13 protein-coding genes and 1 pseudogene are annotated in these 15,750 nt (G+C 60.4%); 9 read left to right on the forward strand and 5 right to left on the reverse strand.

From position 1 onward, the window contains the following. The first annotated feature begins 10 nt into the window (after nt 1-10). Genes BLQ41_RS01480 through BLQ41_RS01510 form a run of 7 tightly spaced genes read left to right on the forward strand, consistent with a single transcriptional unit; the run spans nt 11 to nt 6,532 of the window. Nucleotides 11-1,279 carry a type II and III secretion system protein family protein gene (locus tag BLQ41_RS01480; RefSeq protein ID WP_090175972.1) on the forward strand — a complete coding sequence of 423 codons (1,269 nt, stop codon included), beginning with the start codon at nt 11-13 and terminating at the stop codon, nt 1,277-1,279. Continuing rightward, a complete protein-coding gene (locus tag BLQ41_RS01485) occupies nt 1,276-2,466 on the forward strand; it encodes an AAA family ATPase (protein WP_090175975.1) in 1,191 nt (396 codons plus the stop codon). Before BLQ41_RS01480 ends, BLQ41_RS01485 begins: the two co-directional genes overlap by 4 nt. Further along, nucleotides 2,463-3,743, forward strand: coding sequence for a CpaF family protein (locus BLQ41_RS01490; RefSeq protein ID WP_090175977.1), 1,281 nt, complete (start codon nt 2,463-2,465; stop codon nt 3,741-3,743). The genes BLQ41_RS01485 and BLQ41_RS01490 overlap by 4 nt, the downstream gene beginning before the upstream one ends. 10 nt (nt 3,744-3,753) lie before the next feature. Next, on the forward strand, nt 3,754-4,638 hold the full coding sequence (locus BLQ41_RS01495; protein ID WP_090175980.1) for a type II secretion system F family protein: 885 nt from the start codon (nt 3,754-3,756) through the stop codon (nt 4,636-4,638). Beyond that, nucleotides 4,635-5,525, forward strand: a complete 891-nt coding sequence (locus BLQ41_RS01500) for a type II secretion system F family protein (RefSeq protein ID WP_090175982.1) — start codon at nt 4,635-4,637, stop codon at nt 5,523-5,525. The genes BLQ41_RS01495 and BLQ41_RS01500 overlap by 4 nt, the downstream gene beginning before the upstream one ends. 10 nt (nt 5,526-5,535) lie before the next feature. Then, on the forward strand, nt 5,536-6,249 hold the full coding sequence (locus BLQ41_RS01505; RefSeq protein ID WP_090175985.1) for a tetratricopeptide repeat protein: 714 nt from the start codon (nt 5,536-5,538) through the stop codon (nt 6,247-6,249). 13 nt (nt 6,250-6,262) lie between these two features. Beyond that, nucleotides 6,263-6,532: a DUF3613 domain-containing protein gene (locus BLQ41_RS01510; protein ID WP_090175988.1), complete on the forward strand. Its 270-nt coding sequence runs from the start codon at nt 6,263-6,265 to the stop codon at nt 6,530-6,532. 99 nt (nt 6,533-6,631) lie between these two features. Here BLQ41_RS01510 and BLQ41_RS01515 read toward each other — a convergent pair. From BLQ41_RS01515 to BLQ41_RS01530, 3 genes and pseudogenes are all read right to left on the reverse strand, one after another. Beyond that, a pseudogene (locus BLQ41_RS01515) lies at nt 6,632-7,002 on the reverse strand (DUF6124 family protein). A 1,334-nt stretch (nt 7,003-8,336) separates the two neighbouring features. Then, on the reverse strand, nt 8,337-9,113 hold the full coding sequence (locus BLQ41_RS01525) for a response regulator transcription factor (protein ID WP_090175993.1): 777 nt from the start codon (nt 9,111-9,113) through the stop codon (nt 8,337-8,339). Between the two features lie 123 nt (nt 9,114-9,236). Beyond that, nucleotides 9,237-9,707: a prepilin peptidase gene (locus BLQ41_RS01530; protein ID WP_090175996.1), complete on the reverse strand. Its 471-nt coding sequence runs from the start codon at nt 9,705-9,707 to the stop codon at nt 9,237-9,239. Nucleotides 9,708-9,782: 75 nt separating this feature from the next. Here BLQ41_RS01530 and BLQ41_RS01535 point away from each other — a divergent pair, with 75 nt between their 5' ends. After that, nucleotides 9,783-10,223: a TadE/TadG family type IV pilus assembly protein gene (locus BLQ41_RS01535; protein ID WP_090175999.1), complete on the forward strand. Its 441-nt coding sequence runs from the start codon at nt 9,783-9,785 to the stop codon at nt 10,221-10,223. After that, nucleotides 10,220-12,988 carry a PAS domain-containing sensor histidine kinase gene (locus tag BLQ41_RS01540; protein ID WP_090176001.1) on the forward strand — a complete coding sequence of 923 codons (2,769 nt, stop codon included), beginning with the start codon at nt 10,220-10,222 and terminating at the stop codon, nt 12,986-12,988. Before BLQ41_RS01535 ends, BLQ41_RS01540 begins: the two co-directional genes overlap by 4 nt. Here BLQ41_RS01540 and BLQ41_RS01545 read toward each other — a convergent pair. Together BLQ41_RS01545 and BLQ41_RS01550 are read right to left on the reverse strand one after the other, a co-directional pair. Beyond that, the gene (locus BLQ41_RS01545) at nt 12,958-14,940 is read right to left on the reverse strand and encodes a pilus assembly protein TadG-related protein (protein WP_090176004.1); all 1,983 of its coding nucleotides are present in this window, start codon (nt 14,938-14,940) and stop codon (nt 12,958-12,960) included. The two genes, BLQ41_RS01540 and BLQ41_RS01545, sit on opposite strands and share 31 nt — an antisense overlap. A 233-nt stretch (nt 14,941-15,173) precedes the next feature. Continuing rightward, on the reverse strand, nt 15,174-15,731 hold the full coding sequence (locus BLQ41_RS01550) for a DUF4136 domain-containing protein (protein WP_090176005.1): 558 nt from the start codon (nt 15,729-15,731) through the stop codon (nt 15,174-15,176). Nucleotides 15,732-15,750 lie beyond the last annotated feature (19 nt).

Genomic DNA, 15,750 nt, shown 5'->3' on the forward strand with positions numbered 1-15,750 from the left:
ATGCATCTCAATGCATAGTCGTTCCATGCCCATGTCCGTGTTTCAAGGCCTGCTTTGGGCTTCCTTGATGAGCGGCCTGCCGTTGAGCATGACCTTCGCAGCCACCGGCAATTGCGCCGCGCTGGGTTCATTACCTGCCGTGCTGGAGGTCGGTGAAGGGCTGCAACAAGAACTGCAATCGCCCGTAGCAATCACACGGCTGGCGGTCGGTGATCCGAAAATCGCCGACGTGCGAGTCAACGGCAACCAGGCCTTCCTGGTCACCGGCATGGCGCCCGGAGCCACCAGCCTGATGGTCTGGACTGCCTGCGCCAGCGCTCCGCGCCAGAGCATGGTGTTTGTCCAGGGACGGGCCACTGCGGCGTTGACCCGCACGTCGTCCATGCCCTCCGAAGATCCCTTGCTGCCCTCGCAAGTGCAGACCGACATCCGTTTCGTGGAGGTCAGCCGGACCAAACTCAAAGAAGCCAGCACGTCGATCTTCAGTAAAAGTTCGAACTTCCTGTTCGGCTCCCCTGGCACCGTGCCCAACACCGCCGTGACCCCGCGCGTTTTGCCATTGCGCAACATCGATCCGCGCATCGCCGTGCCCAGCATCCCGCTGGCCAATGACATGTTCAACATCGTCGCCGGGGGTGGCAATTTCCTCGCGATCATCAACGCCATGGAAGGCAGCGGCTTCGCCTACACCCTGGCGCGGCCGAGCCTGGTGGCGATCAGCGGGCAGAGTGCGAGCTTCCTGGCCGGTGGCGAAATACCGATTCCGGTCCCAAGCGCCAACAGCAACAGCTACTCCATTGAGTACAAGGAATTCGGGATCCGGCTGACACTCACTCCGACCGTTGTCAGCAGCGATCGCATCGCCTTGAAAGTCGCGCCGGAAGTCAGCGAACTCGACTACAACAACGGCGTGACAATCGGTGGCACCACGGTCCCGGCGTTCACCATTCGCCGCACCGACACCAGCATCTCTCTGGCCGATGGCGAGAGCTTCGTCATCAGCGGGCTGATCAGTACGCAAAACGCCTCGCAGGTCGACAAGTTTCCGGGGTTGGGCGACATCCCGGTGATTGGCGCGTTTTTTCGCAGCTCCTCGATCAAGCGTGAAGAGCGCGAGCTGCTGATGATCGTCACCCCGCACCTGGTTCAACCGCTGGCCGCCAACGCGCAATTGCCCTCGCTGCCTGGTGAACAACTGCGCAACTACGACCCCGGGTTTTACCGCATGTACTTCCTGGAAAACGGCAACTTCGATAAACGCAGCGGGTTATCGCAATGAGCCAGAACCTGAGTCAAACCTTCCTCGCGATCACGCGTAACAGCACCGACCTCGAATGGCTGCAAGGCGCCCTCGCGCCCTTGGGCCAGGTCGTCAGCGCCGGCGGTGGCAGCCTCGACGAGTTGCTGGCGCTGGTCGATGTGACGTTCGCCAGCCTGGTGTTCGTCGGCCTGGATCGCGAGCACGTGGTGGCGCAGAGCACCTTGATCGAGGGCGCGCTGGAAGCCAAGCCGATGCTGGCAATCGTTGCGCTGGGCGACGGCATGGACAACCAGCTCGTGCTCAACGCCATGCGCGCCGGGGCACGGGACTTCGTCGCGTATGGCTCGCGTTCCAGTGAAGTCGCCGGGTTGGTGCGGCGCCTCGGCAAACGCCTGCCGCCGGTAGCGCCGAGTAATCATCTGGGGGGCCTGACCGTGCTGTACGGCGTGCAAAGCAATGCCGACGGCGCGCTGCTCGCCAACCACATGGCGCACGTGGTGCAAAAGAGCGGCCAGCAAACCTTGCTGCTGGACCTCGGCTTGCCCCGCGGCGACAGCCTGGCGTTGCTTGGGCTGGAGAGTTCGTATCATTTCGGCGACGCGCTGCGCCATGTACGACGCCTGGACTCGACCCTGATCGACAGCGCCTTTACCAGTGACGGAGACGGGCTGCGCATCCTTGCCTACGCAGGCCACGATGAACCGCTGGAACTCACCAGTGCCGCCGAGCTGTACATGCTGCTCAGCGCCTTGCGCCAACACTTCCAGCACATCGTGGTCAATCTCACCGGGCAACCCGATTGCGAAGCGCTGCGCACCTTTGTCAGCCATTGCGACAAGCTGCTCTGGTACACCGATCAGAACGTCCTCGACTGTCGCCGCAATCTCGCCATGCTCAACCTGTGGCGCGAAAAAGGCATGAAGCTCGACCACGCCCGGCTGCTGATCGACCGCTATTTGCGCAACGTCGCACCGGACGCCGACACCCTCGGCAAAAGCTTCGGCATGGAGGTCATCGCCACCCTCGCCTGCAGCCCGGAAGTGCGGCTAAACGCAAAAAACCAGGGCGTGAGCCTGTTCGAACTGGCCCCGCGCGAAGGCCTGACCCAAAGCTTGCGCACCCTCGGCGAATGCTTGGCCAAACGCTCCGAAAGCCTGTCCAAACCCAAGACGGGCTGGTTCAACCGGCTAAGGGGCGCGCAATGAACGGTGAAAAATTGTTCGGCGCCACTCAGCGTACGCCGAGCGGCAACACCGACCACGAAGGCCTCAAACAGGTCCTGCACCGCTACATCATCGACGCCATTGAAGAGTCCGGAAAAAATCTGCTGGAGGGTTCGCGGCAGGTGCTGTCGCAGTTCGTCATCGACAAAGTGGCCGAGTACATTGCGCGTCTGCACCTGGCGATTACCCGCTATGAAATGGAGCGACTGGCCGAAGAACTGGTCGATGAACTCACAGGTTTCGGCCCGCTGGAAGTGCTGCTGCGCGACCCGGCAGTGACCGAGATCCTGGTCAACGGCCCGCACCGGGTGTTCCTCGAACGCGAAGGTGTTCTGTATCAGAGCGACTTGCGTTTCATCGACGCACACCACGTCGAACGTGTCATGCAAAGGATCCTCGCGCCTTTGGGCCGACGGCTTGATGAGTCGTCGCCGATGGTCGATGCACGCCTGCCCGATGGCAGCAGGGTCAATGCGATCATTCCGCCCATCGCCCTCGACGGTCCATGTCTGTCGATTCGAAAGTTTCGCAAGGACATGCTTAAAAGCACCGACCTGATGGCGATGCAAACCATCGATCAGGCGATCTTCGATTTCATCCAGGAAGCCGTGGGCAAGCGCTGCAACATCCTGATCAGTGGCGGCACCGGCACCGGCAAAACCACGTTGCTGAATATTCTCAGCCAGTTGATCAACCCGCACGAACGACTGGTGACCATCGAAGATGTCGCCGAATTGCAGCTGGGCCACCCGCACGTCGTGCGCCTGGAAACCCGCCCGCCGAATGCCGAAGGCCACGGCGAAGTGAAGTCCAGCGACTTGATCCGAAACGCCCTGCGGATGCGTCCGGACCGGATCATCCTCGGTGAAATCCGCGGTGTCGAAGTGGTCGATGTGCTCACGGCGATGAACACCGGTCACGACGGTTCGATGAGCACCGTACACGCCAACAATGCCCAGGATGCTCTGTTGAGGCTGGAAACCCTGGTCGGCCTGACCGGTCGCACGATTGCCGAAAAGACCCTGCGGCAAATGATCTGCGCGGCGCTGGACGTGGTGATCCAGTTGACGCGCATGCCTGATGGCCGGCGTTGCGTCGCCGAAGTGGTTGAAGTGATTGGCGTGCGCGATGACGTCTACGTGACCAACACGCTGTTCAGACTGGACCGGCGCACCGGCTTCGGTTTTCTGCGTGAGGCAGTCAACCCCGCTGGCGACAAACTGCGCCGCGAGTCAGCGCTCCCGCTCTCACCTTATTAAGGACCACGGCATGCTTAAACCGGTGCTGCTTATCCTTGTTTGCCTGGTGCTGTTCGGTCTGTCGATCCGTTTGCTGCTCAGCGGGCTGCGCCAGACCGGGACCGAACGCGTTCTGCAGCGCCTGACTCAGGGGCAGCCGGAACTGGCCGTCGAAAAGTCCTCCTGGGCAGGTCTGGAAAGGGCCTTTCTGCGCGCCGGCCTCGGACGCCCGACCGAACGCCTGGGCATGTGGATGCTGCTGTGGGCCTTGGTCATCCTGATCGGTTTCGCCAGCGCCGGATGGATCGGCGGCGGAGTATCACTGCTGGTGCCGCCTCTGGTTCTGCGGCTGTACATCAGCTGGCGTTATCAACGCCGCCTCAAGCGCATGATCGAGCAACTGCCACCGCTGCTCGATCACACCGTGCGCAGCCTGAAGTCTGGACGCACCTTGGCCGATGCGGTGCTGGGCGCCATCGATGCCGCCCAGGACCCGTTGAAAAATGCCCTGGGCCGCGTGCAGCGCAATGTGCAGTTGGGCGTCAGCCTGCCGGACGCGGCCACCGACTTTGCCGAACTGTATGAGAAAGACGAACTGCGCCTGTTTGCCTTGGGGCTGAAGGTCAATCACCGCTACGGCGGCAGTGCCAGTGAACTGCTGGAGAACCTGATCAAAATGATCCGCGAGCGCGAGCAGATCGCGCGACAACTGAGCGCCATGACCGGCGAAACCCGGGTGACCGCCTGGGTGTTGGGCAGTTTGCCGGTGGGCCTGGCCGGCTATTTTTTGGCCGCCAACCCCGCCTACTTGCTCGCCATGTGGCACGACAGCTCGGGGCAAATCATGCTCGCCACCGCGTTCGGTTTGCAGGCGGTGGGCAGCCTGCTGCTCTGGCGCATGTTGCGTAGCGTATGAAAATCGCCCTACTGGTCAGTGCGCTGCTGTTTTTGGGGGCAACTCTTTTGCTGCTCAGCGCCCTGCTGGATCAACGCCGGCGCACACACCAAGTGGCCCAGCGATTGGACGGCAAACGAGCCGAAAAAAACCGCGTGGGCCTCTTATTGCAGGCGCTTGGCAACAGCTCTATCGGTCAGCGTGTAGTCAATCTGGACAACGAGACCCAGACCTTGCTCAACCGTCTGGGCTGGCGCAGCGCCCGACGGCGCTCGCTGTTTGCCGCGTGTCAGGTCGGCGTCCCGGTGCTGGCGCTGTCCATCAGCTTGCTGATCCAGAGTGTTTTCTACCTCAACGTTGAGAACCACTGGATCGCCCCGCTGTTCGCTACCGCCATCGGCTACTTGCTGCCCAAACGCTTGCTCGCCGCAGCGGCCCAACGTCGACAAAGACAACTGGCCACCGAGATCTCCACCTTCATTCCACTGCTGCGCATCCTGTTCGAGTCGGGCATGGCGGTGGAGCAGTCGTTGCGCGTCATGAGCCTTGAAGGCAAAACCCTTCTGCCCACACTGACCCAGGAACTGCGCCTGGTGCTGGCCCGTGTCGACTCGGGCCTGGAACTGGGCGAAGCGCTGAACAGGGCCAGCCACCTGCTGGCGGTCGATGAATTCACCGACACCTGCGTGATCCTGCAGCAGTTGCTTCATCAGGGCGGTGGGGCGATGAAATCCCTGCTGGCGCTCAAGCAATTGTTCGATGACCGGCGCCTGACCCGCTTGCAGGAATACATCTCCAAGATGTCCGCCAAAATGTCCGTCGTGATGATGCTGTTTCTCTTCCCGGCGTTGTTGATCGTGCTGGCCGGCCCCGGGTTCACCGCCCTGGCGCGGGCCATTGGTTCATAGAGGGATCAGGATGAAAGCAATGATTGCCGGTTTGAGTCTGCTGTTACTGGGCGGTTGCGCAACGAACAGTCAGGCGCCCTGGAGCGCTCTGACCAACACCGCCAGTTGCAGCAAATTGGGCGCTGACGAACAACTGTCGATGAACCTCGCCGACGACATGGCCAAGGACGGAAAACTGCACGCCAGCCTGGCCAATCTGCAACGCCTGCCCGACAACCTGGCCGACGTGCGCCTGCGCAAGGCCAAGGTTTACCGTCTGCTGGGCCGCAGTGAAGCCGAGCCGTTGTACCGCAGCCTGGTCGGCACCTGCCTGGCCGCCGAAGCCGAACAGGGCCTGGGCCAACTCGCCGCTGCCAGGGGCGATAACGGTCAGGCCCAAACCCACTTGCAACGCGCCGCCCAGTTGGCGCCCACCGATGAAAAAATCCGCAACGACCTCGGCGTGGTCTACCTCAATCAACGGCGCATCGAAGATGCACGCTTCGAGTTCCTGACCGCCATGGAACTCAAACAGAGCGATCAACTGGCGGCGTTGAATCTTGTGACGCTGTTGATCTACCAGGACGACTGGAGCCGCGCCGCCGAACTGGTCAGTCGCGTCGGCCTGAGCCCCGCCCAAGTCACCGAAGCCCAAGAGCGCGCGCAAAAACTCAAGGCCCCGGACAAGACGGGCCCGATCGCCACGAATCAAGTCGCCGCCGTGACAACAGCGCCCCTTCAATAAAGAGAACATTGCGATGAAACCGAGCTTCGTTTACCTCGCCCTGTTGGCCCTGCCCCTCACAACCCACGCCCTCGAAGGCCCCTCCTCGGCGCAACAACAGGAAACCGAAGTCTGGCTGCAACTGCAAAGCAGCAACAAGGCCGCCTCGCAAAAACCACAAACCTCAACCGCGACCGAGCGCGAGCTGAGCATGCAGCGGTGGCTAAAAAGCTATGAGCATGAGATCCCGAAATTTTTCGACCAGAATGAAGGAGGGACAGTGTCCAGCGGGTCGGGAGGATAATCTTCAGATGTGTGGCGCCTGATCCATCGCCTTCGCGGGCAAGGCCGCTCCCACAGGTATTGCGGACCCTGCTCGCGAAGAACGAAAACGTCGCCTGAGTTACACCGTAGCTAGCGGGACATCCACATTATCCAGCGCGCGATTCACCGCCAACTCGCCAGCATGATGATCTGCTGGATCGCCAGCGCCGTATGCCGCTGCGGCCCCTCCAGATACCCGGCAAAATCACCTGCCATCACACTCGCCGACGCCAGGGATTCACAAGCGTGAGCCAACAAACTTTCGTTATCGACATCGGGGGCGACTACGAACATCGTGCTGGGCTTGCGGATGACAGGCGCTTTCAGTACAGACGGATTGAGGTAGTGATCGAGTGCGCGGTCGGCGGCTTCGTTGAGTTTTTTCGGATCGAGGGGATCGTAGGGGGAAACGTCGTCGGCTTGCGGGGGATTGAGGGTTGCTTTGAACATGGTGACACCTCAGAAGTTAACGGGAGCCACGTCCAAATTGCCGCGATGCAAAATGGGGTGGCGACTGTACGCGGGTTCGCGGACCGATTCTGAGGCAACTCGGCATACCCGAAGGTATCCCGCGCACAGACGCCATGACACGAAATGACAGACACCGGAAAGTGCTGTAAATCGGGCGAGTGATTATGCCTCAGTTGAATGGACCGCGAAGTCCGACCGCTGGTTAGCAGCGATGCGGAAACGATAGAGACCAGGGTCAAAGCACACAAGCCAGCGGATTCTGGCGCAGCCGTAGGCAACGGCGCAAGAATCTGTAGCTCTCAGGAAGTAACGCTAAACACAATTAAACAACGCCAACGGATCAGCACACATTCGCTGCGGGAAGCGAGCCTGCTCTGGGCGGCGTTCCGACGATGGCGGTCTGTCATCCAACGTTGATGGTGAATGACAGACCGCCATCGCTGGCAGGCCAGCTCCCACAGTTGAATTGTGTGCAGCCGCACGAGATTGGTTGGCCGGCAGGTCGCCATCGTCGGAACGCCGCCCGGAGCAGCCCACTCCCACAGGGGATGAGTGTACAACTTGAAGAAAATGGTCGGCTGTCTCCACTTGCCGCCTCTCACACGGCGAAGAGGTGGCAGCTATGTGCGAGGTGAGAAGACCGGTATGGACACCCGGCCGGACCGAAGTCCGCCCGCACACAGCCGCCATAACGCATTGACTGGCAGCGAACAAGCTGGCGGCGATTATGCGTGAACAGACAATGGCGACAGCCAGAGGTTAGAGACACGGCTTCCTACCCGGCAACCTTAAAAATGTGTGGGAAAGCGCTGTGTTTTTTACACATCGCTCAACACAAAAAATCGGGCCAACGGAAAGAAGTTGGTCGATTTTAGGCGGCCAAGTTCAAGATCAAGATCAAATGATCGCAGCCTCGTTGCACTCGACAGCTCCTACAGTAAAAATCGAGGCGTACCGCGCGCTCCTCACCACTCAACAGGCCGAGCGGTAGCTCGCCTGCAGCTCTTGATCTTGATCCACCCGCCCCTTCGGCAGGCTGAGTGGAGGCATTCATCTGGGGGGTAGGCGCGTAGCGCCGTTCGACGAAGTCGAACACATCGAGAGGAGGTCGTAGCGAAGCAGACCGGAGGCGATGCCCCCAGATGAATGCCGGAGCGAAGGAACACCGAGCCCTAGCGAGGGGCCGGACGCCGGGGCAAGACCTTTTGGTTCCTTTTGGGGCGTCTGCCAAAAGGGACTCGCCGTAAGGGCGAAACCGCCAGCCGCCGTTACCGCAGCAACGGATATGCCCCCCATCAAAAACCCACAAAACCTCAGTAAGCAGTAACCCGCCGAAGCCCCCCAGACCCACCAGGCGAAAGCGCCAACGCCAACTGCGTCCGATTATGCATATGCGTCAACCGCAAAACCTGCGACACATACAACTTCACCGTGTTCTCGGTAATCCCCAACTCACAGGCAATCTGATAATTGGTCTGCCCCTTCCCCACCAACTGCGCCACCTCCAACTGCCGTGGCGACAACTGAGTGAAAACTGCCGGAAGCCGCACCCGATCCCCGACATCACCATCAGAAAAATCCGCAGGCTGCGGCCCCCGGCGAACCCTATCCAGATCCTGATACAGATCATCGATCGACTCCGACAGATACTGCAGCTTCTGATCCAAATGCCCCAGCTGCACACTCTTCTGCCGCTCCTGCAACACCACCTCCTGACGCTGGACACCTTCGAGCAACTCATCCAGATCAATCGGCTTCTGGTAATAATCAGCAAACCCGGCGCGCAAAGCCTTGATCACATCCTGCTTATCCGCACGCCCCGTAAGCATGATCGCTTCGAACGCACGATGCTTACCAGCCAACACCTGCAACGCCTGAACCAACTCAATCCCATTCTTGTCAGGCATATGCAAATCACAGAGCACCAGACCAATCTCCAGATCATCCTGAAACCACTCGATGGCTTGTCTGCCTGACTCGCAAGGGACACAGCGATAACCACTCCCTTGAAGAAACTCGCAGAGCTCTTCAACAACCAGAGGCTGATCGTCCACCACGAGGATTTTTACAGCCGATGTAAACTTGTTCACGAGCAACTCCTTGCGGGGTCAAGGCTGACCGTTCCTGTACTTGCAACCACAGGCCGTACGACAACTGATTTGAAAGTAGACGCACTTTCCAACTATGTACATGGAAGTGCCGGCGCCTGGCGACTAGTGAATCCAGGCGAGCGCGAACAAACATCCGACCAGCACAAACGGAGCAAACGGCGGCTTTTTTGACGATTCCGGCCCTAAATACCGAAGAGAATCCCTAACCCTTTGACTCATATGAAGCCAGACTTTTGGCGCGAGCAGCAGCCAAATGACACTGGCCAATCCGGCGCCGATGAACACGCCCAGCAGCAACCTACCGTCTGTCGCCAAACCCAAGGCTGTCATTAATTTCACATCACCGACCCCCAGGCGTCGCATCGCATAACCGGGCAAGGTGAAGGCCAGCGCCAGCAAAAAAGCCCAGCCACCCTGCGCCGCCTCGGCGCCCAGCCAAGTGGTATCAGTCCAGAGCAGATAGGCAAGCGCCAGCACGCCGGCCCCCAGGGTCAGGCCATTGGCGATGTGTTTTTCTCGAGCATCCTGGGCGGCGCATAACGCCAGCCAGGTCAGTAGGACAAAGCTCTGCATTCGGTAAAAAACATCCGTTATGGCTGAATGATTCTATGCTGATATTACGCAGTGACAGTCAGGGTAGACGCGCTAATGAAAACAGGCCTCCCCCGCAAGCAAAAAGGCGCCGTGGCAATTGAATTTGCCTTGGTGTTCGTGATCTTTTTCGCCGTGTTCTATGGGATTGTGAGTTACAGCCTGCCGCTGTTACTGATGCAATCGTTCAATCAGTCGACCGCCGAAGCGGTGCGTCGCAGCGTAGCGCTGGACCCAAGCACACCTGGCTACGCCACCGCCGTGCGAACCGTTGCCACCACGGAGTTGAGCCGGCAACTGGCGTGGATTCCCACCGCGCTGAACTTCAATGTCGCCACCGATGCCAGTGCCACTTATGTGGGCGGAGTCTTGAAGGTCACCATCAATTACCCCACCAGCAAATTGAACCGGGTGATCCCGTTTCTGGTGCTTCCGGGAATCGGCTCGGTGCCCAACCTGCCGGCCAACCTCACCGCCAGTTCGAGCCTACAATTTTGAGTTCCGGGGACAAACTCTTCGGGCGCCTGCTTAACCGCCAACCGCTACTGCCATTGGCGCCGCCAGACACCCTGAACGTGCCAAGTGTCGGCCTGCAATTGCACCTGGACGCCGAAGGTCGGGTGCTGCACCTGACCGGTCCGCTGCGCCATGCCCTGGCCCAGCAAGTACCCGCCGCGCAGGCATCGCCCTTGCTCGATTACCTCATGCCCCACAGCAGCCTCGCCGTCGAAGGCATACCGTCGGACTGGCAGGGGCAGATGCTGGACCTGGATTTTTACAGCCTCAGCGGACACCCGCTGCACTTGCGCGGCTGGGTCCAGCCCTTGGCGAACGGCTGGCTGTTGCAACTGCTGGACATCGGCGACTTGTTGCTTGAGCGTCGACAATCGCGCAGTCGCGAACACAATCAGTTGCTCGCGGCAAAAATCAGCGAACAGCTACGCCTTTGCAGCCTCACGCGGCTGGCTGACGTATTGGCAGATCAACTCCAGAGCCTGGCTCAGCGACTTCATATTCCCTGCCTCGCGGTGGCGTTGCTCGATGAGCAGGGACAGGGATGGCAAATCCACCAGCATTACGCCGCCTGCGACGCTCCGCAACTCTGGGAAAACAACCAACGCCTGGGCACTGGACTCGACAGCTTGAGCGGCACCGCCGTGCATCACCTGGCGCTCGGCGAGCTCCCCCGCCTGCACAATATCTTCGGTCATGCCGAAGGGTTGGCGGTGCCTTATTACGATGCGCACGGCGTGGTCGCCTGGCTGCTGTGTGGTTGTTACGCAGCGCAGCGCTGCGCCGCCGATCTGAACGACAGCGACTGGCTGCTGCTCACCGCCGCCCTCGCCAGCCCCTTGCTGGAACGGTTGCGCGAGCATCGGCATCACCTGCAACTGGAACGGCTGGACTCGTTGCAAGCGTTACTCGGCACCGGATGGCTCGAGGTTTTCAGCACCAGCGCCGAAGTGCAATTGGCGCCATCGCTCGCCAACACGCTGAGCTTGCCCGCGACCCGGGTGCCGCTGAACGAATGGCTTGATCGCGTGCATCCTGCCGACCGCGAAGAACTGCGCAGTCGCCTGCAAGACTGGCAGGACGACAGCGTTCCGTTGCTCCTGTGCGTACGCTTGCATTGCCCTGACGCGACACAAGCACCGCGTTGGTATCGCTTGCAAGGCCAGACCCTGGGCGCCGGAAAAAACCGCCGACTGGTGGGCTTCATGCTCGACATCAGCGACATCAAGACCCAAGAACAGAACGCCTCGACGGCCCATGCCCGACTGGACAATCTGATCGCCAGTTCCCCGGCCGTGATCTACGTGCAGCGTTACGTCGAAGGTGCGCTGCTACCGACATTTTTTAGCGCCAGCCTGCAGCCCTTGCTCGGCCTGGAGCTCGCCGATTGCAGTGCTGGTGCACTGACAGAACGGGTTCATCCCGAGGACCGCGATCGCTATTTTGAACGCACCCGACTGTTGTTGCGTGAAGGCTCGGTGCGCAGTCGCTATCGCCTGCGCGACAGTCGTGGCGATTACCATTGGCTGCTCGACGAAGCCAAGCTGCTGCGCAACGACCTCGGCCTGCCGGTGGAAGCCGTTGGCTTGTGGCTGGACGTTACTGAAGCGACCCTCGCCACCGAGCAGGTCAAACAGAGCGAAGAGCGCTATCGAATACTGGTGGAGGATTCCCCGGCGATGATCTGTCGGTATCGCCCCGACCTGACCCTGACCTTTGGCAACCGGCCACTGGCGACGTATCTGGAATGCTCGCCCGAGCAATTGCCGGGGGTGAATCTGGGCAGCTGGATGTCAGACGAACAACGCGCCGCGTTCCTCCAGCGGCTCAGCCGACTGAGCCCGGACGTACCGGTGAGCACCGCGGAAATCAATCTGCAATTGCCGGGACGGGAACATGCGTGGTGGGTCTGGTCGGATCGCGGGGTGTTCGATGATCAAGGCCGTCTGCTCGAGGTCCAGGCCGTGGGCCGCGACAACACCGAAGTCCGGCGCTCCCAGCTACAACTTACGCAAAGCGCGAAGATGGCCACCCTCGGCGAAATGGCCACCGGGCTGGCCCATGAAATCAATCAACCGTTGAACGTGATGCGCATGGCCATCGTCAATGTGCTCAAGCGCCTGAACAGCGGTGACGTACAGCTCGATTATCTGACCGACAAGCTCAACCGCATCGACGCGCAGGTCCAGCGTGCCGCGCGGGTGGTGGATCACATGCGGGTGTTCGGCCGCCGCTCGGAGATCGAGCAGCAACCTTTCAATCCGGCCGAGGCGATCCAGGGCACGCTGTCACTGCTGGCCGAAGGCATGCGTGGCAAAGGTGTCGAGTTGCGGATCAGTCAGACCGATTTCGAGGTGCAGGTGCGTGGCTATATCGATCAACTGGAACAGGTTCTGATCAACCTGATGGTCAACGCCCGGGACGCCTTGCTGAGCAAACGCGAGACCGATCGTGAGTTCAAACCGTGGATTTCGCTGTACGCCGAAAGGGATAAGCAATCGGTGCGATTGTGGGTCGAGGACAACGGCGGCGGTATCGATCCGCGGCTGCTCGACAGGATTTTCGAACCGTTCTTCACCACCAAACCGGCGGGCATCGGCACCGGGTTGGGGCTGTCGGTGAGCTATGGCATCGTCGAGAACATGGGCGGCCGCTTGAGTGTGAAAAACACGGTCGAGGGCGCCCGATTCTGTATCGAGCTGCCGATCGCCGACGACGATCAGATCACCAGTGACGCGCGCCCGGATTGACAGCTGAGGTTGGCGCCGACATCGACCTTGTTCAGGTCGATGCCCAGACTGACCAACAGCGTATTGATCAAGGTATCGAGCAATGGGCTGAGCACACCGTTGATAGTGTCGACCAGGACGCTGGTGACGGCGCTGAGAATTGTCCCCAGACCACTCACCAGACTGCCCGTCGGGCCATACATGTTGACCTTGATATTGGTCAGCGTGTCGGAAAGGCTGCTGACGATATTGCTGGTGGAAAAGGAATAGTAAAACGGTGGCTGGTTGATCTCCGGCAGGCTGGTTGCCGGTGGTGCGGAATAGACGTGAGGGATATTGGCGTTCTGCGCCACGGAGGTGTCGACCATGATATCGATCCCGCCGCCGACGCTGGGAATCCGTGGGTCGCAACTGACGGGAAAGATCAAAAACCGGCGACAGGTTTTCACCCCGATATCGATCACCTTCAACGGCTGCACCACCACGGCTGGCGGCGCGGTGTTGCTGCCGAACGTCGTGTTCGGGTCAATCTTGCCGACTTTCAGATTCACCAAGGACGTGCTGGTATTGGTGGTCAATGTCTTGCTGGTCGGGCTAAGGCAGCTGTAGGCGGTGACGTAACTGTTGGCGCTCGCCACGTCCACGGCGACGTCGAGGCCCACGACATTGGAAAGTGGCACGATTGACGGTGTCTGACAGTCAGCCCCCAGCGCGCAGGTCAATGAATCGATGACACCAACCAGATTTAGATGAAGCAAGGCATTCAAGGTATTGGTCAGGGGGCCGGCCAGATCGGCTGCCGCCGCGAGCAACGGTTGGATGGTGCTCAGAATGGGCAGGTTGATCGACAGCAGCGTGCGTATCTGAGCCGTTTTTACATAAATCCGATTGGGCCCCAAAGGCGCGAGCGCGGCGTTTTTCGGATTGCCGATGGCGGAAAGTTGGGGCGGCTCCAGGACCTGCACCCGAGCGGTGATTTGCGCCAGCCCTGAGAGGTTGATCGGCAGGGTCGCCACCAGGCCGTTTTTCTTGTTGGCCAGTTGCACGATGGCCTCGATCAGGTCGAACACTTTCAGGTTGGTCGCCAGCGCCGTCACGTTGCTGCCGGTTTCAATGTGCAGCACGTTACCCAGCACAACGGTGGTCGTGCCGGCCGCGACTTTCAGCGCTTGAAGGCTGCCGATGGTGGCCGTCGCGCCAAGTGTGCCGCTGGGGTCCAGCACGTTGACGGCGGTCTGGATCAACTGGCTGACGGCAATCGTATTGCCCAGCACCTGGTCATACCCAGCGGTACTGAGATTGAGGTCGACTTTCAGCCGGTCGAGGTAGCCGAGCAGGCTGATGTTGGTGTTCACCAACCCGTTCCAGCCCGCGGCATTGATATTCAGGTTACCGCCGAGCAACCCACCGAATAATGCATTGAGCGTGGCCGATTTGCTGGTATCGACGCTCAACGTTGTACTGCGGATGGTCAGCGAAGCCAGGGGTGGCGGTAAGGCGGCGACCGCCGTGGCGGACAGGTTGACCGTCGCCCCGCGTGGCGCGCCACCGAACAGTGCGCCGATGCCGCCGGCGAAACTCTGCGGGACCACATGGCTGGCGATCACCCGAATGGCTTCGCTTTTGCTGGGGTCGCCGGCAAAGACTCGAAGGTTATTGGCGTCCAGGGTCAAGATACCGCAAGCCACCTGCAGGTTGCGGTTGGGGCCGGGAAAGGTGAAGCCATTGCGGTTGGCGCTGGCGTTGGCATACACCGTGGCCGTGGCCCCGGCGGCGCAATCACCGCCTCGGGTCGAGGCTTCAAGTGCGGCCATGTCCGCCACGCGCTGCAGGTCGCGCTTTTCCAGGTACAAACGACCGCTGTCGACCACCACCAGCATAAACACCAGGGCCATAGCCAGCGTCAACGCCGCCATCATGCCGATAGCCCCGCGTTGTCGGGTCGGGCCGTAGAACTGCAGTCGGGAAGACATCGCGCACTCCTTTGCCGGTGCACAACCGAGGGCTACCTCCATGGGTCAAAAGCAGTGTAGACAAGGCTCGGAAAGACCGCTGGCAAGACGCCATCGAAAAAACGACAACACCCAATGTGGGAGCGGGCTTGCCCGCGATGACGGCCGTTCAGTCGAAAAGGATGTCGTCTGACGATCCGCCATCGCGGGCAAGCCCGCTCCCACAGGATTTTGTGGTGTTTGGGGAGCGGTGTTTAATGCGGTGGATAGTTGGCGAGGATGCGTCCAACGGTTTCGCGTATCGCATTGCTGCGATCAGAAGGGTTCGTCGTGCGGCTGAGGATCTGCTCATCGCTGCCACGCCATACCAGTTTGCCGTCCTTGCCATCGAGCAGGTCGATCTGGATGGTCGCCACCTTGTAACTGACGTTACGGGTTTCGTTGTACATCGGTGCGCCCCAGTAGCCGTTCCAGGGATTACCCCAGCCGCCGCCATAGTTGGTGGTCACCTGCTGCTGACGCTCTTCGATGATCAGGTAGGTCTGGACGTTCAGGTTACCGTTGCTGCCTGGAGCGGCCGGGCGCAGGCCGCGCTGATCCAATTGGTCGGCAACCGATTCGCGGATGCGCTGTTCGGTCAGGTCGCTCTTGATCCGTGGGTCGTCAGGGCGATATTGCAAAGCAGGCTCTTTCCAGCTCCAGCTGCGATAGGCGGCGAAGTCGCGGCTGGCATCGAAGTCACTGTTGACCTGGTTGGCGGCGCAAGCGCTGAGCAGCACGGCCACGGCCAGTAAGGTAAAACGGCGGATCATGATGGTTCTCCAGATTGAA

The sequence above is a fragment of the Pseudomonas arsenicoxydans genome, from assembly GCF_900103875.1.
Lineage (GTDB): Bacteria > Pseudomonadota > Gammaproteobacteria > Pseudomonadales > Pseudomonadaceae > Aquipseudomonas > Aquipseudomonas arsenicoxydans.